20 protein-coding genes are annotated in these 24937 nt (G+C 38.3%); 12 read left to right on the top strand and 8 right to left on the bottom strand.

From position 1 onward, the window contains the following. Position 1 precedes the first annotated feature (1 nt). The 6 genes from dnaE to AAKU52_RS07390 all read left to right on the top strand — a co-directional run bounded on the left by dnaE (position 2) and on the right by AAKU52_RS07390 (position 9509). Positions 2 to 2941, top strand: a complete 2940-nt coding sequence (gene dnaE, locus AAKU52_RS07415; protein ID WP_354331842.1) for a DNA polymerase III subunit alpha — start codon at positions 2 to 4, stop codon at positions 2939 to 2941. 188 nt (positions 2942 to 3129) lie between these two features. After that, positions 3130 to 3564: a DoxX family protein gene (locus AAKU52_RS07410; protein WP_354331840.1), complete on the top strand. Its 435-nt coding sequence runs from the start codon at positions 3130 to 3132 to the stop codon at positions 3562 to 3564. A gap of 52 nt (positions 3565 to 3616) precedes the next feature. Continuing rightward, positions 3617 to 4216 carry a hypothetical protein gene (locus AAKU52_RS07405; RefSeq protein ID WP_354331838.1) on the top strand — a complete coding sequence of 200 codons (600 nt, stop codon included), beginning with the start codon at positions 3617 to 3619 and terminating at the stop codon, positions 4214 to 4216. Between the two features lie 63 nt (positions 4217 to 4279). Beyond that, positions 4280 to 6721, top strand: coding sequence for a PIG-L family deacetylase (locus tag AAKU52_RS07400; RefSeq protein WP_354331836.1), 2442 nt, complete (start codon positions 4280 to 4282; stop codon positions 6719 to 6721). 127 nt (positions 6722 to 6848) lie between these two features. Beyond that, positions 6849 to 8564 carry a sodium:solute symporter family protein gene (locus AAKU52_RS07395; protein WP_354331834.1) on the top strand — a complete coding sequence of 572 codons (1716 nt, stop codon included), beginning with the start codon at positions 6849 to 6851 and terminating at the stop codon, positions 8562 to 8564. A gap of 165 nt (positions 8565 to 8729) precedes the next feature. Further along, entirely contained in the window at positions 8730 to 9509 is a 780-nt protein-coding gene (locus AAKU52_RS07390; RefSeq protein ID WP_354331832.1) for a TerC family protein, read from the top strand. Here the strand turns inward: AAKU52_RS07390 and AAKU52_RS07385 are convergent, their stop codons facing one another. The 3 genes from AAKU52_RS07385 to AAKU52_RS07375 all read right to left on the bottom strand — a co-directional run bounded on the left by AAKU52_RS07385 (position 9510) and on the right by AAKU52_RS07375 (position 14067). Further along, positions 9510 to 12113 (bottom strand): PAS domain S-box protein, encoded by a 2604-nt coding sequence (locus AAKU52_RS07385; protein ID WP_354331830.1) that lies wholly within the window; start codon positions 12111 to 12113, stop codon positions 9510 to 9512. Between the two features lie 394 nt (positions 12114 to 12507). Continuing rightward, positions 12508 to 12984: a hypothetical protein gene (locus AAKU52_RS07380; RefSeq protein WP_354331828.1), complete on the bottom strand. Its 477-nt coding sequence runs from the start codon at positions 12982 to 12984 to the stop codon at positions 12508 to 12510. A 24-nt stretch (positions 12985 to 13008) separates the two neighbouring features. After that, positions 13009 to 14067, bottom strand: coding sequence for a 2Fe-2S iron-sulfur cluster-binding protein (locus AAKU52_RS07375; RefSeq protein ID WP_354331826.1), 1059 nt, complete (start codon positions 14065 to 14067; stop codon positions 13009 to 13011). A gap of 185 nt (positions 14068 to 14252) precedes the next feature. Between AAKU52_RS07375 and AAKU52_RS07370 the strand changes: the two genes are divergently transcribed. Then, complete coding sequence (locus AAKU52_RS07370) at positions 14253 to 15374, top strand: metallophosphoesterase family protein (RefSeq protein ID WP_354331823.1); 1122 nt, start codon at positions 14253 to 14255, stop codon at positions 15372 to 15374. Between the two features lie 16 nt (positions 15375 to 15390). Here the strand turns inward: AAKU52_RS07370 and AAKU52_RS07365 are convergent, their stop codons facing one another. Then, positions 15391 to 15672, bottom strand: coding sequence for a hypothetical protein (locus tag AAKU52_RS07365; RefSeq protein WP_354331821.1), 282 nt, complete (start codon positions 15670 to 15672; stop codon positions 15391 to 15393). A gap of 73 nt (positions 15673 to 15745) precedes the next feature. Between AAKU52_RS07365 and AAKU52_RS07360 the strand changes: the two genes are divergently transcribed. Then, positions 15746 to 16432, top strand: a complete 687-nt coding sequence (locus AAKU52_RS07360; RefSeq protein WP_354331819.1) for a pseudouridine synthase — start codon at positions 15746 to 15748, stop codon at positions 16430 to 16432. On the opposite strand, the gene AAKU52_RS07355 is transcribed toward AAKU52_RS07360, so the two are convergent. Further along, a complete protein-coding gene (locus tag AAKU52_RS07355; protein ID WP_354331817.1) occupies positions 16429 to 18213 on the bottom strand; it encodes a hypothetical protein in 1785 nt (594 codons plus the stop codon). The two genes, AAKU52_RS07360 and AAKU52_RS07355, sit on opposite strands and share 4 nt — an antisense overlap. Before the next feature lie 134 nt (positions 18214 to 18347). Between AAKU52_RS07355 and AAKU52_RS07350 the strand changes: the two genes are divergently transcribed. The 4 genes from AAKU52_RS07350 (at position 18348) to hemN (ending at position 22478) form a co-directional block, all read left to right on the top strand. Beyond that, positions 18348 to 19532 carry a PAS domain-containing sensor histidine kinase gene (locus AAKU52_RS07350; RefSeq protein WP_354331815.1) on the top strand — a complete coding sequence of 395 codons (1185 nt, stop codon included), beginning with the start codon at positions 18348 to 18350 and terminating at the stop codon, positions 19530 to 19532. Continuing rightward, complete coding sequence (locus AAKU52_RS07345; protein ID WP_354331813.1) at positions 19533 to 20591, top strand: response regulator; 1059 nt, start codon at positions 19533 to 19535, stop codon at positions 20589 to 20591. An 80-nt stretch (positions 20592 to 20671) separates the two neighbouring features. Beyond that, positions 20672 to 21124: a Rossmann-fold NAD(P)-binding domain-containing protein gene (locus tag AAKU52_RS07340; protein WP_354331811.1), complete on the top strand. Its 453-nt coding sequence runs from the start codon at positions 20672 to 20674 to the stop codon at positions 21122 to 21124. After that, positions 21114 to 22478 (top strand): oxygen-independent coproporphyrinogen III oxidase, encoded by a 1365-nt coding sequence (gene hemN, locus AAKU52_RS07335; protein WP_354331809.1) that lies wholly within the window; start codon positions 21114 to 21116, stop codon positions 22476 to 22478. The genes AAKU52_RS07340 and hemN overlap by 11 nt, the downstream gene beginning before the upstream one ends. A 1-nt stretch (position 22479) precedes the next feature. On the opposite strand, the gene AAKU52_RS07330 is transcribed toward hemN, so the two are convergent. From AAKU52_RS07330 to ccoG, 3 genes are read right to left on the bottom strand one after another with little or no spacing between them, the layout of a single operon-like run. Then, positions 22480 to 23163 carry a sulfite exporter TauE/SafE family protein gene (locus AAKU52_RS07330; protein ID WP_354331807.1) on the bottom strand — a complete coding sequence of 228 codons (684 nt, stop codon included), beginning with the start codon at positions 23161 to 23163 and terminating at the stop codon, positions 22480 to 22482. Beyond that, entirely contained in the window at positions 23163 to 23585 is a 423-nt protein-coding gene (locus tag AAKU52_RS07325; protein WP_354331805.1) for a FixH family protein, read from the bottom strand. The genes AAKU52_RS07330 and AAKU52_RS07325 overlap by 1 nt, the downstream gene beginning before the upstream one ends. 4 nt (positions 23586 to 23589) lie before the next feature. Further along, entirely contained in the window at positions 23590 to 24936 is a 1347-nt protein-coding gene (gene ccoG / locus AAKU52_RS07320; RefSeq protein ID WP_354331803.1) for a cytochrome c oxidase accessory protein CcoG, read from the bottom strand. Between the last annotated feature and the right edge of the window lies 1 nt (position 24937).

Here is a 24937-nt window from a genome sequence, read left to right as displayed (position 1 = left end):
CATGTTTTTAAATATTCACTCTCAATACAGCCTGCGCTATGGCACCATGAGCATTAGGCAACTGGTGCTGGAAGCTGCTTTTATGGGGCTTACTGAAATGGTGCTGACGGATATTAATAATTCTACCGGCATGATGGAGTTTTTTAGGGAATGCAATGCAAATGGGATAAAACCAATTGGAGGCATTGAATTCAGGCGCAATAACCGGCTGCTTTACCTTGGTATCGCTCAAAATAAGGAGGGGGTAAAAGAGCTGAATGATTTTTTGACCTGGCATAACCTGGAGCGTAAAGCGCTGCCAGACCAGCCTTGGGATTTTAAATATGTTTATGTCGTTTATCCTTTCCGCCTTGGTTTTATTCCGCAGAAAGCACAGGAGTTTTTAGGGATCAGGGCAACACAATTACACCAGCTTCATGGACAAGATTTAAAGGACTTACAAGGAAAGTTATTGGTATGGCATCCGGTAACGGTCAATAATGCGCTGGAATACCGACTGCATCAATACCTGCGGGCCATTGATTTAAATACGGTGCTGACTAAAGTAAGCGATGAGGATCAATGTGTTTTGCAGGAACAGTTTATGCCTCCGCGGGAGCTGAAACGCTTATATGCCAATTATCCTTTTATTGTGGCCAATACGGAAAAGCTAATGGCGAATTGCTGTATGGACTATGTTGCTAAGGCAAAAAGGAATAAACAAAGTTATACGGGTACCTGGGCAGAAGATAAAGCCTTGCTCCATAAATTGGCATGGCAGGGAATGGCTTCAAGATATGGGGCTGGAAATGAAGCTGCCATAGCACGCATTAATAAAGAATTGGACGTGGTAGAAGCGCTTAATTTCTTCGCTTATTTTTTGATTACCTGGGATATTATACAATATTCGCAAAGCAAGGGCTATTACCATGTTGGCCGTGGTTCTGGTGCCAATAGCATCATTGCTTTTTGTTTGCGTATTACCGATGTTGATCCTCTTGAACTTGACCTCTATTTTGAGCGCTTTTTGAATAAACACCGCAGTTCGCCCCCAGATTTTGATATAGATTACTCCTGGGATGAACGTGAGGATGTACAGCGGTATATTTTTAAACGCTATGGACCTGAGCACACTGCTTTGCTTGGAACAATGAGTACTTTTAAAGATAGATCGGTTATTAGGGAGATTGGTAAAGTGATGGGATTACCCAAAGCAGAGATTGATGCTTTTACCGACCCTACCTTGCTGGGGCAGCACCAACATAATCCTGTTTACAGAAAAATCATTAATGCGCATGACTTGATGAAAAACAGACCTAATCAGCGTTCTATTCATGCTGGTGGGGTATTGATTACTGAAGAGCCTATTACTTATTATACGGCTTTGGATTTGCCGCCAAAAAATATGCCTACCGTACAATGGGATATGTATGAAGCAGAAGCTATTGGCTTTGATAAGTTTGATATTTTGAGTCAGCGGGGTATTGGTCATATTAAAGAGGCGGTGCAGCTTATCGCCGAAAATAGGGGGGTAGCGGTGGATGTACATGAAGTACGCAAGCTGATTAAAGACCCTGTAATTAATGCACAACTGCAGACCGGCGATACCATTGGTTGTTTTTATATAGAATCTCCGGCTATGCGGCAGTTGCTTTGTAAACTGAAATGTGAGGATTACCTTACCCTGGTAGCTGCCAGTTCCATCATCAGACCGGGGGTTGCGCAATCAGGCATGATGAAAACTTATATTTACAACTACCACCACCGCGATAAGATCGTGTATTTGCATCCCATTATGGAAAGGGAGCTCCAGGAAACTTTTGGCGTGATGGTGTACCAGGAGGATGTGATTAAGGTGTGTTATCATTACGGTGGATTGGATTTAGCGGATGCAGATATTTTGCGCAGGGGGATGAGTGGCAAGTACCGTTCAAAAGCTGAGTTTGACAGGCTGGTAGAAAGTTTTTTTGTGAATGCAAAAAATAAAGGGCGTGATGAAGGGGTTACTAAAGAGATATGGCGACAGGTAGCTTCTTTTGCGGGCTATAGTTTCTCAAAGGCACATTCTGCAAGTTTTGCTGTAGAAAGTTATCAAAGTTTATTTTTGAAAACTTATTACCCCATTGAGTTTATGGTTGCTGTACTCAATAATTATGGTGGTTTTTATGAGCGTTGGGTTTATGTGAATGAACTTAAAAAAGCAGGCGCGGTGGTGCATTTGCCTTGTGTAAATGGTAGTGAGGCAAAAGTTACCCTGAAGGGTAATGCTGTTTATATGGGTTTTATTGGGGTCAATGGCCTGGAAACCAGGTTTATGGAATTGATTGTTGCTGAACGCATGCAGAATGGTGCTTACCTGGGGCTGGAAGATTTTGTTCTTCGTACGGGTATTACCTTGCAGCAGTGCATTTTGCTCATCAGGATTGGTGCCCTCCGTTTTACAGGAAGCAGCAAAAAGGTCTTACTATGGGAGGTGTATAATTACCTGGGTTCAAAAATACCCGACCCACCCTCGGCCGTATTATTCCAATTAAAATCCAAGCCTTTTCAATTGCCGGAGCTCACAAGCAGCCTGCTGGAGGATGCTTATCATGAATTTGAATTACTAGGCTTTCCACTGAGCCTGGGGATGTTTGATTTGCTGAAAACCAAATACCGCGGGGAGGTGATGGCGAAGGATTTGAGTGCCTGTTTCGGTAAGACGGTGAAAATGGTAGGGCAGTATGTTTGTGAGAAAACGGTGCGAACTAAAAACAACAAGAAAATGTGGTTCGGCACTTTTTTGGATAGGCAGGACAATTTTTTTGATACTGTACATTTCCCAACTCATACCCCCTTTTATCCTTTTAAAGGCAAGGGATGTTATTTGATTTTAGGCAAGGTGGTGGCTGATTTCGGTTTCCCCAGTGTGGAGGTGCTTCAATTCGCCAAATTACCCATTGTTGATCACCCTATTTTATAAGCATTTTAAGCTTCTTTATTGCTTGCAAGCGTTAAGCCGATGACCGCTTCATTTGTAAGTATTTGTAGCAAAAAAGCAACATTTAAAATGTTGAGCAAAACCTTTGCCAATTAAAATGGTTTTAATTATGGATTAATAAAAATTAATATATTTACAGTCATATCCATGATTAAACTATTGATAGCATTATGAAAAGAGTTTTTAATACAAATTATAACCATCAAAGCCTTGATTTTGCGCTTTTTCTGTTGCGTATAGGTGTAGCTTGTTTCATACTGACACATGGTTTAGGCAAGTTAAGTGTGGTATTGAGTGGTGCGGAAATTCAGTTTGGAGACCCCATTGGCTTAGGGATGAAATTTTCTTTCTACTTTGCTATTTTTGCTGAAGTACTTTGTTCTGTGTTTTTAATAATTGGCTTAGCCACCAGGTTTGCATTGATTCCGTTAATTATAACCATGGCAGTTGCCGTATTTGTTGTTCACCCGCCTGATGGGTTTCAAAAAATGGAACTTCCAGGGCTTTATTTAATGGTTTTTGTGTTCCTGATGTTTGCTGGTCCGGGTAAATTTAGCATTGACAGTGTGATTAGCAAAAGGACGAACAGCAGACTAACCTTCTGATCCTTGCCTTTCCACAATGTATACTTTTTAAGATTTAACCGTTATAGTTGATATGAAAAAAATACTATTGCTGTGCCTTTTAACGACAACGCTATTCAGTTGCGGTGTAAATAAACAGGCTCAACAGATAAAAGCACTGGAAAAGTGTACCTATGTAATTGCTTCTGCCGACCAAATCTCTATTGCCGGAACTGATGTAAGGAAAATTATAAATAAGGAGAATATTAACCTGTCTAGTCTTCCGGGTCTGGCATTGGGTCTTTTTAGAAAAAATATCCCCTTAAGGGCTAAATTAAATTTGGAAATCACCAACCCTACAGGCAACTTGGCGTCGATTAATGAGTTTGAATATAAAATTCTAATCAACAGGGAAGAAATAGCAACCGGATTTGTAAGTCAGAATGTTAGCGTAGAACCCGGTAAGACAACAGTGGTGCCTGTAGATGTAAATGCTAATGTTTATTCTTTGATTTCTAACAGCAAATTAATGGATGATGTTAAAAAATTCCTTAGCGTTAGAAAAGGTGATCCTGAACAAAAAGGTTTGGTAACGTTGAAAATCAAGCCTAGTTTTATGGTTGGTAAAAACCTGGTTAAGTATCCGGTTTTCATAAGTATCGATAAAGAAGTAAGCAGCAAGATTCTCTTGTAATAAATCTGTTGGGGTTCTCAGGATCCGTGAATTTTCATTAATTTCGAAAATCAACGAACATTTATGAGACTAAGGGCCCTATTTTTCTTTTTATTATTCCTGCTGCCAATTTTATTAAAAGCACAAAAAGGTACTTCTCTGAATGCTGCGGAGATTAAACAGGGCTTGGAAGCTTTAAATGTTAGGGGAAGTGTGCTCTATATAGCGGCACATCCGGATGATGAAAACACCAAGTTACTCGCTTACCTTGCCAAAGAAAAGAAGGTGCGTGCAGGATACCTCTCCCTTACCCGCGGTGATGGCGGACAAAACCTGATAGGTACCGAACAGGCCGATCTTTTAGGTTTAGTACGTACGCAAGAATTATTGGCTGCAAGAGGCATTGATGGTGCCGAACAATTCTTTACCCGTGCTAATGATTTTGGCTTTTCTATTCCTCCTGAAGAAAGTTTTAATTTTTGGGACAAACAAAAAGTATTGAGTGATGTGGTATGGGTGATCCGCAAGTTTCAACCCGAGGTTATCATTACCCGCTTTCCAGAAGATGCCAGAGCAGGTCATGGTAACCATACCGCCTCAGCTATTTTGGCTCATGAAGCATTTATTGCCGCAGCAGACCCGCTACAATTTCCTGAGCAGCTTAAACAAGTCAGTATTTGGAAGGCACGCCGCATAGTATGGAATACCTTTAACTTTGGTTCCATTAATACCACTGCTGAGGATCAACTGAAAATAGATGTTGGAGGGTTTAATCCGCTTTTAGGTAAAAGTTATGGGGAAATAGCTGCCGAAAGCAGGTCGCAACACCGGAGCCAGGGTTTTGGTGCTGCAGCTCAAAGAATACCCGCTATAGAATACTTTAGTCATATTGCTGGTATTCCTGCAAAAAAAGACCTGTTTGAGGGTGTCGATTTTTCGCTGAACAGCACAACAGGCACGGCGGCAATACAAAAATTAGTAACCAAGATTAACCAGGAATACCAGGTTTCAAATCCGGCAGCTTCCGTAGCGCTATTGCTGGAGTTAAGGAAAAATGTAAATGGTAAAACCTTTAAACACCAGCTTTTAGATGAACTTATTATGGCTTGTGCGGGAATTTGGATAGAAACAAATGTGCCTACGCCAGCTTATGCCATTACAGCTGATATACCTGTGCAATTGCAGGCTATTGCCAGGGGAAATATTTCTATGCCCATCAAAATAGCAGTTACAACAAGTGCCAATCAATCTGCTACCGCAATGCTGACTAAGCAAATGACGGTATTTAATTTTAAAATTCCAGCAAAGACTATTGGGCTAACGCAGCCCTATTGGCTTGAGAAAAAACATCCCATCGGGTACTATATCGTAGATTCCTTATCCATGAGGGGCCTGCCAGAAAGCCCCGCGCCAGCAGTTGGACTTATAAGCCTGGAAATAGGGGGACAAATTATAACGGTTAGCAGGCCTATTGTTTACAAATTTACAGACCCTGCAAAAGGGGAGGTTTATCAACCTTTGGTTGTGGCACCGCCGGTAACCGCTACTCTTTCAGAAAAAGCTTATGTGTTTAAGGAAGGTCAAGCCAGGTCTTTCCAGGTGAAGTTAAACAATTTTGAAGGTAAATTGAAAGGTGTGCTGAAGCCTGCTGTTCCAGCAGGATGGAAAGTTAGTCCGGAAAAAATAGCTTTTGACTTCAGCAACATAGGGGAGGTAAAGGAGGTGACTTTCAGTGTTACGCCTGCGGGTAAAGTTACCGAAGGCATATTAACAATGGCGTTACAAGTGGGTGCTGAGACCTATAATAAAGGATTGGAGGTGATTAATTATGAACATATTCCCAAACAGACGCTATTTCCTGTTGCAGCAGCTAAAGTATCGGCAGCTGAAATTAACATTACAGGGAAACGTATAGGTTACCTTGCAGGTGCGGGTGATATGGTTGCTGCAGCATTAAAGCAAATAGGTTATGAGGTAGTCATGCTAACAGAAAACCAGGTGATTTCTGGTGATCTGACTTCATTTGATGCCATTATTACGGGTGTACGTTTATATAATGTTAGTGAAAAGATTAAAGCAATGCAACCCCGCTTAATGAAATATGTACAGGATGGCGGTACATTATTGTTGCAATACAATGTAAATACACCTTTAAAAATCACTGAATTAGGGCCATACCCTTTTAAATTAACCCGGGAAAGGGTAACCGAAGAAGATGCGGTAGTAACTTTTCTGGCGCCAAACCATCAGGTGCTCAACTACCCTAATAAAATTACAGCTAAAGATTTTGAAGGTTGGGTGCAGGAACGCGGACTTTATTTTCCCCAAGAACTTGACTCCAGGTATACCCCTATACTTGCTATGAATGATAAAGGTGAAGCTGCAACGCATGGCTCCCTGTTTGTAACCAATTATGGTAAGGGAAAGTACGTATACACCGGTTTGTCTTTCTTTAGAGAACTGCCTGCTGGTGTTCCTGGTGCATTTCGGCTATTTGTTAACTTAATTTCAAATCCTTCCAAATGAGAAAAGCACACAAAAAAGATCCAGAGTTACCACCTTTTGTGAAAAGCTGGAGACAGTTTTATCGTTTACTGATCCTGTGGTTGTTTTTTTTGATTGTTCTTTTTTATGTTTTCACTAAATATTTTGAATGAGTAACCTGGATTGGGCAGTATTAATTAGTACACTTCTGGCAATTGTGCTTTATGGCATTTATAAAAGCCGTGGAACCCAAAGTATTGATGGGTTCTTATTAGGTAACCGTTCTATGCCGTGGTACAGCGTATGTTTGTCTGTGATGGCTACACAGGCTAGTGCGATCACTTTTCTTTCTGCACCAGGCTTGGCTTATGCCTCAGGGATGAGTTTTGTTCAGTTTTACCTGGGGTTGCCCCTGGCTATGATCGTCCTGTGCATCACATTTGTGCCAATTTTTCACCGATTAAAGGTTTATACAGCCTATGAATACCTCGAACAGCGTTTCGATTTAAAAACAAGGGCATTAACTGCTTTTTTATTCTTGATACAAAGGGGGTTATCAACGGGGATTACCATTTATGCACCCGCCATTATCCTTTCTGCTATTTTAAACCTCAACCCAACAATTACCACTATCTTTATAGGTACCCTGGTTATTGTTTATACCGTTTATGGGGGCTCAAAAGCTGTTTCTTATACACAAATGCTACAAATGGCTATCATTTTTTTCGGACTTTTTGTGGCCGGGTTAGTAGTGGTTCAATTACTGCCTTCCAATGTAGGCTTCGGAAAAGCCATCAGTATTGCAGGGAAAATGGGTCGTACCAATGCCATTGATTTTACTTTTGACTGGGATAATCCTTATACCGTTTGGAGTGGTTTAATAGGCGGTTTTTTTCTGCAATTGTCTTATTTCGGTACCGACCAAAGTCAGGTAGGACGGTACCTTACAGGCGCTTCAGTAGGACAAAGCAGGATGGGTTTGTTAATGAATGGCCTGGTTAAAATTCCAATGCAATTCCTTATTCTCTTGATCGGTGTATTGGTTTTTGCTTTTTATCAATTTAATAAACCGCCGGTTTTCTTTAACAGCTTTGAGCTGAATAAGCTGGAAAAAAGTCGTTATCAAGGCGATTTAAAGGCTATTAACGCAGAATATTCAACAGTATTTAAGGAGAAGCAACAGGAATTGGAAAAGCTAGGTATTGCACTTGATCAAGATGACCAAGTTACAATTGACCAACAAAGGCTCGTCTTAAAGGAAGCAGATGATAAGGCTAAAGTTATTCGTAAAAAAGCAACAGACCTGATGCTTAAAAATGACCCAAAAGCAGATATTAACGATAATAATTATATTTTTTTGAGCTTTGTTACTGAATACCTTCCAAAGGGATTAATTGGCCTATTGATCGCTATTATTTTTCTGGCTTCTATGGGGTCTACAGCGAGTGCGCTGAACTCTCTGGCATCCACCTCAGTGATAGATATTTATAAAAGACTTGTTCATAAAAATGGTACCGATCAGCATTACCTTAAAGCCTCGCGAATGGCAACTTTTTTCTGGGGTTTTATTTGTATTTTAATGGCCTTATATGCCAGTAAGATTGGCAACCTGATCGAAGCGGTGAATATCCTGGGTTCCTATATCTATGGAACTATTTTGGGCGTGTTTTTAGTCGCTTTTTATTTACGTCAAGTAAATGGCAGGGCTGTGTTTATGGCGGCTATCATTACAGAAATTATAGTGTGTATTTGTGGTTATCAAAAAGTTGTAGCTTACCTTTGGCTAAATGTTATTGGCTGTTTGCTTGTGGTGGTTTTGGCATTAATATTTCAGTTGTTTCAAAAGAAAACACCCGATTCTGGAGAAGTCAGGAATCTTAAATAAGGAAAAATTTTCTTTATTTTGGTGTGTTTAATTCTATCTTTATTGCACATAAGGTATTATTGATATTCGCAGAGAATCCAATGTCCTATTTTTTTTACTTGTTTCAATTATAAACACAAATGTTTTAATTGATACTTCGTTGTCTTTAATTTAACTTTAAGTTACATGGATTTTTTGCATACCGTTTTAGGTAATGATATACAGGCTGGTTTATTGATTATTCTTAATTTAATAGTCATTGAAAGTCTACTTTCTGTTGATAATGCTGCGGTTTTAGCAACCATGGTAATGGATTTGCCACCAGATCAAAGAAAGAAAGCCCTAAAATATGGTATCATTGGTGCTTATGTTTTTAGAGGGATTTGTTTGCTTTTAGCGGCATGGTTGGTACAGGTTTGGTGGTTAAAGCCTCTCGGTGGTTTGTATTTACTATACCTGGCGGTTGATTTCTTTATAAAGAAAAGCAAGCATAATAAAGTTCAGGATCATGAGGTGATTGATAAGAAAAAGAGTTGGTTTTACCGCTCTACAGTTGGTTTGATTGGTAATTTCTGGGCAACGGTAGCATTGGTGGAAATTATGGATTTAGCTTTCTCCATCGACAATGTGTTTGCTGCTGTGGCCTTTACGGATAATATTTATTTAATTTACATAGGTGTTTTTATTGGTATCCTAACCATGCGTTTTGTGGCTCAGGGATTTGTGAAGCTGATGGAGAAATTTACTTTTCTTGAAACGATTGCCTTCATCGTAATAGGAGTGTTAGGACTTAAATTAACATCCTCAGTCCTCACATACATTTATCCTAATGCGGCAATTTCAAAATTAATGGAAGGGGAAACAACAGATCTTTTCGTCTCCATCTTTACCATAGCCATCTTTGTTATTCCTGTGGCTACTTCCATATTCTTTAACTTTCCGAAAAAGCATGAAGTTAAAGAGTAATTAGGTGTATACAGGAAGTGAAAAATAAAAACAAGAGCCTTGGCTTTCTTTACTTTCTACCCAAATTCTTCCTCCAACACGCTTAATGATTTCAGCAGAAATGTATAGACCAAGACCTAATCCTGAAAAGGTATGCTGCATTTTGCCACTTACCCGATAAAATTGCTCAAAAACCCTAGCCTTTTCTTCCGCTGAAATACCAATACCAAAATCTTCTATTCCAACAATGATTTCATCATTTACTTGCTCCATGTGAATGATTATTTTGTTTGCATCAGGCGAATATTTTATGGCATTGGTGAGTAAGTTGATGATTACTTGTTCAATCTGTTCTTTATCAGCGTAAGTTTTGCCTGTTGGTTTAAAATTTTCAATTAAGGTATGTTTTTCTGTAGTAAATTGCAGGTCTTGTACCAATTCACTAAGCATCGGTTGTAGTTCAAATATCCGGTCATTAAATTGAAGCTTTCCTGAATTAATTTTTGTAACGTCTAATAGGTCACCAATTAAGCTAGTCAGGCGGTTAAGCTGCGTGTCCATTTTACGCATCATGTCTGCTTCAGCTTCATGACCTTTCTTTTTCAAGATTCTTTCTAATACCTGAGCATAGCCTTTAAGGCTGGTTACGGGGGTTTTTAGTTCATGACTCGCAATGCCAATGAAATTATCTTTTTGGTCTTGTAATTCCTTGTGTTCGGTTATGTCTGTACAGGAACCGATGTAACCAGAAAACTCACCTATTTCATTGAATTGGGGCTGGCCAAGTGCAACACACCAATGTTGAGATCCATCAGCATGGTCAATTCTAAATTCAACGTCATACTGCTGCCTGGAATGAATAGCATTCTGGAAAAGTTCTACAACCAACTTAAGGTCCTCGGGAAGGATGATCGACATCCAGCCGTAAAGTAGGTTTTCTTGAAAAGTGTTTCCAGACCAGTCTATCCAGGTTTGGTTTACATAGGTAATTTCGCCCTTTCTATTCGACATCCATAAGGCGGTGGGTGCTGCTCTAGTAATATTTCGCAACAACTGCTCGCTGTCTGCTAAGGCCTGTTTTGCACTTAATTCTGGCCTGAGGTCACGCATAACGGCACCAACTGCAATTGGTTTTCCTGTAACGTTATCATCAATACGGATACAGTTATTGAATACAGGGAAAACTTCGCCGCTGGTATAATTATGAATCATCATTTTTCCAGCCCAGCTACCCTCCCGAATTAGTGTAGTTAAAATTTCTGGCTGGAAGAATTCTAAATTTTGTAATTTTTCTATCGATTCCAATCCTAATAATTCCATTCCCGCAGTATTGATATAAGAAGGAATACCCTCCATATTGAAGATCGACATCAGTTCAACACTGTTATCTACCAGGGTAATGAGCTTTTTTTCTTGCTCTTTGTCCTGTTTTAGGGCTGTAATATCAAGTATAGTTCCTAAAATCCGTATAGGGTTGTTTTTTTTATCTTTAATTACTTTACCTTCTATCCTTACCCAGCGTAAAGATTTATCTGGCCATATTATCCTGCTCTCATAATTCATTTGGCCTTTCTCAATAGCTTTTTCATGTGCTAATTTTCTCAAAAAAACATCATCAGGATGGATGGCAGAAATATAATCTTTATGGAGTTGGGTTTCCTCAAAACCAAAGATATTTGCGAATCGTTTAGAAGTAATGATTTCTCCATTCAGAATATTGAGGTCATACACGCCTAAATCAACAGCATCAGCAGCAAGTCTGGCTCTTTCTTCAGCCTCTTCCAGTTTACGCATGGCCATTACTTTAGCCGTTACTTCTGTCGTTACCACAATTACACCACTAATTGTATTTTCATCTTCATAGAAAGGTTCATATACAAAATCAACATAGACTTTTTCCAGGAGGCCGTTGCGGATTAAGGGAACTTCTATAGCCATTCCTTCATAGGTTTCTCCGGTAATACGGACATGGTTCAATAATTCTTCAAAACCCTGTCCTTTAGCGAAAGGTAAAACATCAAATACAGGTTCTCCTATCATTTGCATTGCATTTTTACCGTAAATCTTACAGATGCGAGGGTTTACCATATCAACAATAAAATCCGGGCCTAAAAAAATACCTATTCCTACAGGTGCCTGCATGAAGATAGAATACAATTGTTTCCGTTGATTTTTTATGGCAATTATCGCTTTTTTTTTCCTTTTTTCTGAAAAGTAAAGATCTGTAACATCGCAGGGGGAGTGAATGATCATTTTCACTGCTCCATTCTCATCCAATATCGGCGTATTGGTTGCAGTCCAATATTTTTCCAGAAATTGATCTGTCCCTGAAATAGAAATGTCATAGCGATATCTATTTAGAATATCTGGTTTTTTAGTTGCTTTCGCTTGCTCGAAAGAAATGATAATTTTTTCATTATTCTTAGAAAAATGATCAATTGGGTTTTCTGGGAATGCTGAGAATACAGATTTTCCAATTAGAGACGCACGCTCTGTTTGGGTTGCAAGAAGGTAAGCATTGTTAACATCAAGTATAGCATAGTCTGCAGCAGTTGCACTGATAATCAATTTTGCGATTGGGCTATGGTAAAAAATCTCTCTAAATTCTTCTTCAGAAATATTCATTTTAATCTTTGTTATAATAATGGGTTGCAGACTGGCTCTAAAAATAGAGGTTTTATTTAATTTTTCTGTATTATTGGATACAGTTTATAATTAATTGAAAATGGAAATAAATATAATGGCCGCTAGCGTTATTATAATCACGCATAAGGAGTCAGCAGCAGGTTTTTACCTTGCCTAAAGTTCTGGTTATAAATTACTTTAATTAGCCTTAACCGCATTGGTTATGCTTTGTATGCTGGGGATTAGCAAACTTGATATTTCGGCTGTTTATCTTGCTGCATTTTGATGTAAAAGAAAACGGGGATATTTCGTCCGAAATACCCCCGCTTAAATTAACGCTCTCAAGTATATAGACGCTTTATTTTATGCTTTATTGTGTAGGTTTAAAAAAAAATTAAACAGGCTCATTTCTTTCTTTTCTTAGAAAAAAATACTCCTCCTTATGGTCAAGGTAGTTTTGAAACTCTGGCGAAGCTTGAAGTCCTGATGGTATATTTTTAAATTGCTCCGGACTGATAAATTCCCAGGTAAGGTATTTCTCCTCTTGTACCGCTAATATGTTGATTGGGAAATTCAATACCTGCTGTTCAAGAAAAATTCTTTTGCTTTCGCCCCAAGATTTACTGTCACCTAAGTTTACAGGCCAGGTATAAAGTTTATGGGCTTCTCGGGTATTAAGGCCATCATAAACATAGATTGATGTTTTTTGAATGAGGTCACTGATGTTTAATACTTCTACTGTTCCATAATACTCACCGTCTTTTTCCGAGATCACCAAGGCCTTCGCCGTAAAATAGGTTACTGCCAAATCTATTGTACTTTCCTCTTTTAAGGCCTCAATAAATACTAATTTTCCTTTTTTAAAAAACATATTATAATGATTTAATAGTAGATTTTATCCAATGATGATGTGCGTATTGTTTGCTGTTGGGTGTCCAGTGCAAATTAATACTCGCCCTTTCGCTAAATCTTCGTCTGTAAGTACTTCATTATAGTCCATTCTAACGCCACCTTCCACACATGTAGAGGTACACGTACTGCACATTCCTGCGCCGCAACTATAAGGTAAATTAATGTTGTTTTCTAAAGCAACATCAAGGATTCTTTTAAAGTATGGAACTTCCAGGTGATACTTTTTTTGTTGGTAATCAATGATGACCGTATAAGTATTGGTGTCCTTTATTTTTTTTTCGGTCATGTCATCATCATCGGCCTCATCTTCTGGTATGAAATAAGTTTCTCTTTTAATCTGTTCTTGTTGAAAACCCAAAGCTCGAAGTGTAATTCTGCACAAAACCATGTAGTTAATTGGTCCGCAGGTGTAAAATAAGGCATCTTCACGCTTAAAACTTAAATTATTCTTAACAATTTGTTCTATGCGCACGTTGTTCAGCCTGGCAGTAAGTAAGAATTTGGATTCACTGAAAAGGAAGATGATTTTTAATCGCTCGGGGTATTTATCTTGCCACTCTTTTAATTCCTGGTAAAACAAAGTATTAGCCGCGGACTTATTACTGTACACCAGGACTAATTTACTATGGTTTTCTTTAACTAAAGCCGATTTTAAGATTGAAAAAATAGGTGTAATCCCAATTCCTGCAGCAAATAAAAATACAGTTCTTTTAACCTCTTTTTCTGGCAGATAAGTAAATATCCCATTCGGCTTCAGCGCATATAATACATCTCCAACTGCAACTTTATGGTGTAGAAATTTTGTGATTTCTCCATTTTCTACCAGTTTAACAGCAATAGCAAGGGGTTCATCCAAGTCAGGACTACTGCAAATGGAATAAGAACGCCTGATTTCTTTGCCATTAATATTAAAATTTAAAACTAAAAACTGACCAGGTAAATAGGTAAACTTTCGCCCATCTGTAGAAACTAATTTAATCACTACATTTTCTGCCGCTTCCTGACTATGTGTTATTATCTTAAGTGGTGTTCTCTGCGTCATTCTTGTTTTTGACGCTAAGATCGGTATATCTATTTTATTATTATAACTATAATGGTTTATCTGGTTTACATTAAGGTTAAAAGCAGTCTGGAAACATGTGTTTTGAAGGTTGAGGGAGTAAATTCTCTGTAAACTTTACACTTTGGTGCTACAAATTAAATAGGGTTTCATAGCTTTGCTTTCACATGTACGGTGTCAAACAAAATAATGTTACTAAGCCGGTTGTCAAAAAAGGTCAACCAGACGATTCTTTTAAAATTCAACCCTTACCTTTACCTTCAGGAAATTATCCATTCCATCTTGATCTGCCTGAAAGGGGAAATAGGTCTACCACCTCACTGGCCTTTAATATAGTTGGGGATACAGGCGGAATAAAATCGCCCACGTTTCAACAGCAGATTGCAGAGCAGATGGGCCTGCAAACAAAAGATAGTTCTTATCCGACTGAGTTCTTGTTTCATTTAGGTGATATAGTTTATCATTTTGGTGAAAGGGAACAATATGAAAAACAATTTTTCAAACCTTATGCTAGTTATCCTGCTCCGATTTATGCTATTCCAGGTAACCACGATGCAGATGTAAACCTTAACAACCCTATACCCTATAAAAGTCTGGATGCTTTTAAAGCTGTTTTCTGTGATAACCGCCTTAACGATCATTACTTTTCAGATAAGGTAGCCAGAAAAAACCAACACCAACCCAATGTTTACTGGACTTTAAATACGGAACTAGTAACGATCATTGGTTTGTACAGCAATGTGCCTAAATTTGGATACATCAGTGAAGAACAACAAGACTGGTTTGTTAAGGAACTGATAAGGGCAGGAGAGCTGCAAGAAGAAAGGGCCATTATTGTGTGTTTACACCATGCACCTTATACTGCAGATACCAACCACGGTTCTAGTTTAGCGATGATCGCAGTATTAGAAGCCTCCTTTGCCAAAGCTGGTGTCTTGCCTGACGCCGTTTTTAGTGGGCATGTACACAATTACCAGCGCTTTTCTAAAGCTTATGAAGGTAGAAAAACAGTTCCTTTTATTGTATGTGGGTCTGGAGGTTTCGATGAGCTGCATGTTTTAGCAACAAAAGACGATCTGCAGTTTACGCAGGAAAATCCTAATTTTGAAAATGTTCAATTAGAGAATTTCAGCTTAGAACAGCATGGTTTTCTAAAGGTAATCCTGGAAAAAAATGCTGGAAAATTTACAATGACCTGTGAATATTATACCATGGAGCATGAAGTTGAAATACCAGCAACAACTGCGACTTTATATGATTCTTTTACGTTAGATTTGAAGCGCAATTAAGCATTTTAAGCCTTTGTTAATCCCGGGTAATCATTGCTAACTTTCTCATTTCTTTTATAATTAAGGCATTGATTTCTGGAGTCACATCATTTGCTATATACCACCTCATTTGATTTTTTGTATTGTAAATCAGGTAAATTACTACATCGTCAAAAATAGGATCTACATATTCCAGGTGACGTAAACTGAAATGCTGCAGTTCTGCTGCCTTTTCCAAAAGCTTTTGATTGAATATTTTAAACAACAAGCGGTTTTCGGAATTCTCTATTACCGGCGTAGTTTGAATGGTGATAATCAAAATTTGTTATTTCATTTATAGCTATCGTAAAGATAGGTTAAGTTTACAAATGTTATCTTCGCAAAAAAAATATATGCTTGAAATAGTTTATCAGGATGAACATTTGATCGTTATCAATAAACCCCATGGCTTATTGGTACACCGTTCTTCTATTGCTAGTGATGCTAAAGAATTTGCCTTACAACTGTTAAGAGATCAAGTTAACCGCAGAGTGAGTCCTGTTCATCGCCTGGACCGGAAAACTAGTGGATTGTTATTGTTTGCTTTCGAAAAAGAGGTAGAAATTGCCTTGCATAAACAATTTCAGGAAGGCTTGATTAAGAAAAAATACAAAGCCATATTAAGAGGTTATGCACCCGATCAAATGGATATCGACTATCCCTTAACCAATGACAATGGGGTTGTACAGGAATCCTTTACCTCTTTCATTACCCTTGCCAGAGTAGAGTTGGACATAGCCTTTGGCAAGCACCCCACTTCCAGGTACTCTTTAGTAGAAGCGAGTCCAACAACTGGCCGTATGCATCAATTGCGCAAACATTTTGCTCACATCTTTTACCCCATCATCGGTGATCGGAAACATGGCTGCAACAAGCAGAATAAATTCTTTAAAGAACAATGGGAAATGACAACTATGTTGCTTCATGCCTCCGAACTGGAATTCATGCATCCCGTAACCGGAGAGAAAATTCACATCCATGCAGCCCTTCAAGATGAATTTAAAAGGATGATGGAGTTGATGAAATGGGAGAACAGCTAAACAATACTTATATTCTTTAACGTCTTTTCTGCTTCGAATAATTGATTCTGAATTTCTTTTACTGCAGTTTGCGTCTGTAATTTTAAATTTGGAACCAGTGCTTTGTAATAATTTATTCCTTCCTGTAATTGGTTGGAGAACTTATTATAATACTTGGTTTTCTTATCGTTCAAATTGTCTATGTGTATAGCGATGTCTTTCTTCAAATAATCGAGGTATAAATTTAACTCATTGATGAACAAATTAGGGCGGTTAACTTCTGATAATAGATTTTCTCTGCCATAAATATGATCTACCATTTGTGCTAAAGAATATTTGCCAGAAAAATAGGCCAGATTAGGACTCGGACAAATGCTCACTGCTTTATTTTCGCGGGGCTTTAACATTTCGTTTTTTAAGTAAGTTGAAGCACATAAACCTTCGCATAAACAAATCTTCTCCACAATAGCCTCTAGTTTTTGTTGATATTCTGGTTCTGGCAGGCTCATTTCTTTTAATTGTGCAATTTTTAGATGTTGGTATTCTCTGGAAGCTGTGCAAATGGGTTGATCGGTAAACTCGGTATTGCTAACCAGAAATTTCTTTTTGCAGGGACTGCCGGGTCTGCCTTTTGCTATACGCTCTAACCTTAAATCCTCAGCGCTGCTTTTTCTGAAATTGTTAAACAATATGCCTAGCGGCGAAGAGTTACTCAGGTAAAAGTCTTTTTCTTCGGCAGTTATTAAGGCATCTAAAGTGGTCTGATCAACGTTGGTTGCTTCTGGAACCAGTAAAAAAGGGCTTCCCCAACCTGCAGCATCCAGCTGGTAGTAATTAAGCAGAAAATTATGTTCATCAGCAGTACCAATGCCTCCCTGAACTGTTATTCGTTGTTGCCGTTTAACAGTTGAAAGCACATCCCGGTTTTGCAGAGCTAAGGAATACATACCCCAAAGTTCTTCTGAAAGTTCTGTTTTTTTCTGCTTAAATTCCTCTAAAATAGGCCCTAGTAAAAAACCATCGGTTGCAAATGCATGGCCACCGCAGTTTAATCCCGATTCTACTCTGAATTCAGAAATCCATAATCCTCTTTTTGCTAACATTTTAGCTTGTATAAAAGCAGAGCGGTAATCACTTACCTTTAAGATAATCTCTTTTCCTGGAGCAATTCCATCCAAAGGATAAAAATCTGGGCATCGCTCCATGTAAGCAAATAAACGAGGATTTAAGCCTGCAGAAATTATGATGGAAGCCTGGAGTTTACTTTCTGAAAACCCACGCATGGCCGCCAGTGCATCAGTATAATCGTCACCCGTATATTCGTTTGAAGTATTGTAATTAGCTTTATCTACCTTAGACATAATGTTTACGTCAATAGATCCAGGTGTAATCTGACGGCTAAGTGCTAAAAGCAAAGGCATCCTATCGCTTTCATTTTCCAAGAGCAGAATTTCTCTATATTTTATTTTTAAAGGAGAAGTTTCTGGTAGCAACTCAAAATAACGCGTTAAGTCTGTTTCTGGCCCAAAGTCCTGCAGCTTCATTGTTTCTATTTGCTGTGTAACCAGCGTATTCAATAAATTCAGGTAGGCGGTAATTCTTTTGGCCCTGCTGTCGGTTTCTTTTAAAGCTATTGGAGTATAGGGAATATGGTTGAGTTCAGCATGATACTTTCTCATTCTTTCGATTAACTCGTCATCTACGATGGAAACTACAGAAGAAATACCAAATTTGGCAACTTTTAATGGGGTGTCTATAGAGTAGCCCAGGCCAAGAACGGGTATGTGGAAAGTATGTGTCATGATGAAATAAATTTGATTCTGTTGCAAAGTAGCGTACAATTTTCAGCATAAAACATGACAAGCATCACTATTTAGTTTTGTTGAAGCTTAAACTTTAAGCTCGATAATAATTTTATATTTGTAAAAATTAATGTATGGAAGAATCCAGGTTGTTGAATGCGATTATTGAAAATGCCATTGATGGGATTATCACTATTGATTTGCATGGCTTAATTGAAAGTGTAAACCCTGCTGGTTTAAAGCTATTCGGATACAACCTGGAAGAGGTAATCGGTAGAAATATCAATGTGCTGATGCCCGAGCCTGATAAAAGTGCTCATGACGGTTACCTTGACCGCTATAAGCATACTGGAGAAAAGCGCATTATTGGTATAGGAAGAGAAGTTAGAGGCTTACGTAAAGATGGATCCACTTTTCCTTTCCGATTGGCAGTGAGTGAAGTACAATATGAAGAGCGAAAAATTTACACTGGTTTTGTGCATGATCTTTCTAAAGAAAAAGAAGCCGAAGAACGTCTGCGAGAATATGCTGTAGAACTTGAGGAATTGGTAGAAGAGCGTACGAGGTCTTTAAAAAAGACCGTTGTCGCCTTAAAAGAAGCAAAAGAAGAGGTCAGTATTTCCCTTGTAAAAGAGAAGGAACTTAATCAATTGAAAAGCCGCTTTGTGTCTATGGCTTCCCATGAATTCCGTACACCTCTAAGCTCAGTTCAACTTTCCGCTTCGCTTATTGAAAAATATGCACAACCTTTTGATAACCAAAATATTAAAAAGCATGTAGGTAAAATAAAGAATGCTGTAGGTAACCTCACCACTATACTAAACGATTTCTTATCTCTGGAGCGCCTGGAAGCGGGTAATGTTGAGCCTACTTTTAGTACTTTTGACCTGGTGAAATTTTCAGAAGAGATAACGGAAGAGATGCAAATGATTGCTAAACAGGATCAGAATATCATTTATCAGCATACCGGCCTTCAAAGTGTAACTACCCTCGACCAAAATTTACTTCGCAACTGTATGATCAATTTGATCAGTAATGCGATAAAATATTCAGGAGAACATACTTTTATAGAATTTAATACTGAAATTAATGACAGTCAATGCATCGTCACCGTCAAAGACAATGGTATTGGCATACCTGAAACAGATCAGGTGCATTTATTTCAGCCTTTTTTTAGGGCACACAATACCGGAAACATCCCTGGTACCGGTTTGGGCTTAAATATAGTATTACGTTATGTCACTTTAATGAATGGTAAAGTTCATTTCGAAAGCATGATTAACCAGGGAACAACGTTTATTCTTTCTTTTTCTAAGTAAATGGGCAAAACACGTATTCTGATCATAGAAGATAACAATGACATCAGAGAAAGTACAGCGGAAATATTAGAACTGGCAGATTTTGAGGTCATGCAGGCTGAAAATGGTAAAATTGGTGTGGAACTTGCCACTAAATATTTACCAGACTTGATTTTGTGCGACATTATGATGCCAGAACTTGATGGTTATGGTGTTTTATTTCTACTCAATAAAAACCCTCAAACATCAGCTATACCTTTTATTTTTCTTACTGCCAAGGCAGAGCGCCTAGACATGCGCAAAGGTATGGAAATGGGAGCTGACGATTATTTAACGAAACCTTTTGACGACGTAGAACTGCTGAATGCAATAGAAAGCAGGCTAAGAAAAAAAACAAAACACGAAGCCTTTTATAGCAAATCTTTAGAACAAATATCGGGTTTAATTAGTCATACTTCCGGTTTAAAAGAACTTCAGAAATTAATTACCGAACGTAAACTAAGGCACATCAAAAAGAAACAGGTGGTCTATTATGAGGGAGATGCCGTTACAGGCGTTTTTCTGGTGATTGAAGGGAAAATTAAAACGGTAAAATTAACTGAAGATGGACGGCAACTGATGACTGGTATTTATACTGATGATCAGTATTTTGGAATTCCATCCCTGTTGCTGAATGAGCCATATGCTGAAACTGCTGAAGCTTTGGAAGATACTTCCATCTGCTTGTTGCCTAGAGATATGATGGAAGAATTATTGAACCAGTATCCGGCAATTGGCAGGCAGTTTATTAAAATATTGTCGAATAATTTAATGGAGAAAGAGGAACAGCTCATGCAGCTTGCCTACCATTCTGTCCGTAAACGTTTGTCGGAAGTTCTCATCAGATTAACAAAACAAGAAAAATCCAATAATCCATTATTACTCAAAGTTTCCAGAGACAACCTGGCAGCACTTGCAGGAATGGCTACGGAAACGGTGAGCAGAATTTTAAGTGATTTTAAGGATGAAAATATTATAGAAAGAAAGGGAAGTCAGATTCAAATCTTAGACCTGCAAAGGCTGCTACAAATGAAAAACTGATTAACATCATATTTATGACTGATTAACCTCATTATCTTTCCGGCTGCATTGAGTTAATTTTGATCTATAAATGATCAAGCATGAGAGTAGTAGCCTATAGTATCAAGTCTTTCGAAAAAGAACCGCTGGCAATAGCCAACCGAAAGAAACATGAAATTACTTTAATTTCAAACTCTTTAAGTGAGGATACTGCTGCTTATGCCGAAGGAAAAGAAGCAGTTATCGTTTTTAATGGTGATGAAGTAAACGCAAAAGTTATTGATAAACTTGCAGATCTTGGCGTTAAATATATTGCCACGCGATCTACGTCTATTTCACATATAGACCAGCAAGCAGCAGAAAAAAGAGATATCAAAATAGCAAGTGTTCCGTCTTCTGCAATAGATCAGCATCCTGCTGAATCACTTTCCATGATATTAGCTGCTGAAACTATTCAAAATCTGGATAAATGGCAAGAGAAAAAATGTTTAGGCACTTCTTGTATTTGTTCTAAATCATGCGACAGTGATACTAAAAAATCTTATGAATTCTAAAGCGCTTATTGACAAGTACAATGTTGCTGCACCTCGTTACACCAGTTATCCAACAGTTCCCTATTGGTGCGTTGCTAACTTTAACATTGATAAATGGAAGAATGCTGTAATCACTTCTTTCAACCAGAGTAATGCCGCAGATGGCATAAGTTTATACATCCATCTTCCTTTTTGTGAAAGTTTGTGTACCTATTGTGGTTGCAATACCCGAATTACCCGCAATCATGGCGTTGAGGATCCTTATATCAGTGCTGTATTAAAGGAATGGCAACTTTATGTAGCTTTATTGCCTGCCAAACCCATCATTAAAGAATTACATCTTGGTGGTGGTACGCCAACTTTCTTCAGTCCTGAAAACCTGGCGAAGCTCATCAACGGTATTTTTGAGCTTGCCGATCGCCACGATCAGGCTGAATTTAGCTTTGAAGGCCATCCCGGAAATACGAGAAAAGAACACTTGGAAACCTTATATACATTAGGTTTTAAAAGAGTGAGCCTGGGGATTCAGGACTTTGATCCTAAAGTTCAGCTCATCATCAACCGCATTCAAACCTATAGTGAAGTAGAAAAAGCCACACTGCTAGCCAGAGAGGCTGGATATAGCTCTGTTAATTATGACCTGATTTATGGTTTGCCCCTACAAACGCTTGATGGCCTAATGGATACTGTTAACGCTGTGCTAACTTTAAGGCCTGACCGTATTGCTTTTTACAGCTATGCACATGTGCCTTGGGTAAAACCCGGACAAAGAAGGTATACCGAAAAAGATCTGCCATCTTCCGAATTGAAGCAAAAGCTTTATGAAACTGGTAGGGAAATGTTAAAAGCTGGTGGTTATACCGAAATTGGAATGGATCATTTTACTTTAAAAAGCGACAGCCTTTATACTGCAGAACAAAATGGAAAACTGCACCGTAATTTTATGGGCTATACAGATCAATACAGCCAGTTAATGATTGGTCTGGGTGTTTCATCGATTAGTGATACCTGGACTGGATTTGCACAGAATGTGAAAAAAGTGGAAGAATACCTTGAGTTAGTGAATGCCGGACAGATTCCTGTGTTTAAAGGTCATATTTTGACTGCTGATGACTTGATTTTACGCCAGCATATTTTAAACATCATGTGTAAAGGCCATACTTCTTGGTATTTGCCATCTCAGCAAAGTGATGCTTTTTATCAAGGACTGGAACGTATGCAACTGCTGACAAAAGATAAATTAGTAGAAATCGGCGAAAGTGAATTACAGGTAACCATTCTGGGCAAGCGTTTTTTAAGAAATATCTGTATGACACTGGATGCAAGGCTTTGGAAGAATCAGCCTACAACACCATTGTTTAGTATGGCAGATTAAATTAGTCGCAAACTGCAACTGAACTGTTTGGCTTTGATGGACTTAAATAAGGTATGTTTAAATTCATTCCCCTTAAAATAAACCACATCCCTAAAAATAACATCATAAAAGGGATCACCTTATTAATGCGTCTTCTGAATAAATTGCCAGTAAAACCCATACTTATGGTTGCCAGCAACATCAAAGGCGCTGTACCCACTCCAAACCAAAACATGTATGCTGCTGCATTTGCTACACTGCCAGTATTTACAGCGCCCGCTAAAGCCAGGTAAACAAAACCGCAAGGTAACAATCCATTTATCATACCGATGATTAAGTGGTTTGCTTTATGTTTCAGTGCATAACCAAATAATTTATGGAAAGGCTTAAGGAGAAAGGAAGATCGATTTCCCGTTGAAAATTTAAATATCCTGGAGCAGGCTGCAACAATAATTAACAATCCCGTAAATATACTGATGCCCTGTTGCATTCCAGACATCCAGATTTGCCTGCCTATTAACCCAACAAATACACCTAAAACACAATAAGAGATAATACGGCCAAATTGATAAAGTATTTTATCCAATACCAGGTAGCCCATTCCAGGTTTTAAAGAAGGGACAGCAAAAGCCAGTGGGCCACACATGCCAATGCAGTGCACACTTCCTAATAATCCAATCATAAAGGCCAGGTACAGTTCGCTCATTACAGCATTACCTCCTTTTCATACAGATAAGGAGTGCCCATACTTTTCCAATCCAGCTGTAATTTCCATAAACCAGTGGCTTTTCCGTCCATAGGTATTTTGAATTGATTTGCTGTGTCGGTTTTCAGTACCATCGTCTCATCCAATTTTTTATCTGCCGTTCTGATCAATTTTACTGTTCCTTCAGCAGCTTGTGAAAAAATGATGATGAAAGTGTTGTTAACAATGCTAACCTCTGGCGTTGCATGATCCTTTTTAACGTTTTCTTTTTTAGTGTAATCTTTATCGTAATTAATTCCTTTCTCGTAGTAGTCATTATCTACTAGGGCATCATCACTGCTCCTCATCATTAGTACTGCAAGCACAATAATGAAGGTCATAAATGAAAGCATGCCAATAATTAGTTTTGTTCCCCAATTCATTTTTTTAATTGTTTGGTGGTGCTATAAAAGTAGTCGTGAAATGGTCAATCACTTTGCCGCCTGATATCAGTTTAAACCCAAGATCAGATTTATATTTTTTAATAACATTTTGTGGCATCACCACAAAGAAGGTGATTTTTACTGTGCCACCATATTTTAAGTGATCCTCTTTTTGAATAAATTGAATCTTTGCATTTTTGTCATCCGGCTGGATTTCAAATTTAAGGTCTCTACTTGTTTTATTAACCAGTTCTGCATTATACAGGTTGCTCACCGTTTTATCTTTATCGCGCATTTGGTAAAGTGTTCCGCTAGCCCTTAATATGGTCGCTTTTACATCACTTCTGCTAATGAGCAGGTAACTGAGCACACTCATTAAGATAATCAAGACAGCACTATAGCCAAATATTCTATTGCTTAATTTAAAAGGTTGTTTTAATTTAATTTCATCTTCAGATTTAAAACCAATCAGACGCAATGGGCGGTCAATTTTCTCCATAACCATATCACAGGCATCAATACAGGCGGTACAATTGATACATTCCATTTGTGTACCTTCCCTAATGTCTATACCCGTAGGACAAACCTGAACGCAAAGTTTGCAGTCAATACAATCGCCTAAATGATTGTCTTCTTTTTTGTTGATTTTACCCCTGGGTTCACCACGCTCATAATCATAAGCAACAATGATACTTTGATTGTCCAATAATACCCCTTGTAAACGACCGTAGGGGCAAGCAAGGATACAAACAAGCTCTCTCACTCTGGAAAAAACAAGGTAGAAAACGAAAGTGAACAAACAAATGGAAATAAAACCTGATAAATGCGCTTCTATGGGTTCTGTAATAATCTTAAAGAGGGCATTTGTACCAATGATATAGGCCAGGAAAATGTTGGCAATAAAAAAGGAAATTAGAAAAAATATACCGTGTTTTAACGTTTTTTTAATTACTTTATCATTTGTTAAAGGGCCTTCATTGAGTTTTTTCTGTTTCAGGTAATCGCCTTCAATCCAGTTTTCAATTTTTCTGAAGACCATTTCCATGAAAATGGTTTGTGGACAGGCCCACCCACAGAAAACCCTTCCAAAAACGACTGTAAATAACACTACAAAGACGATGAAAGTAAGTAAGGCTAACACAAAGAGGTAAAAATCCTGTGGCCAGAAAATGACTCCGAAGAATACAAATTTCCTTTCCACCACATTGAGCAAAATGAGTTGCTCACCATTTAACTTAATGAATGGCGCTGCAAAGAGCAGCGCCAGAAAAAAGTAACTAACAGCAGAACGGTATTGGTAAATTTTCCCCTTAATGATACGGGGATAAATCCATTCACGTTTTTGTGACATA

The organism is Pedobacter sp. CG_S7 (assembly GCF_040544395.1).
Taxonomy (GTDB): domain Bacteria; phylum Bacteroidota; class Bacteroidia; order Sphingobacteriales; family Sphingobacteriaceae; genus Pedobacter.
This window is presented reverse-complemented; position numbering and strand designations above follow the sequence as displayed.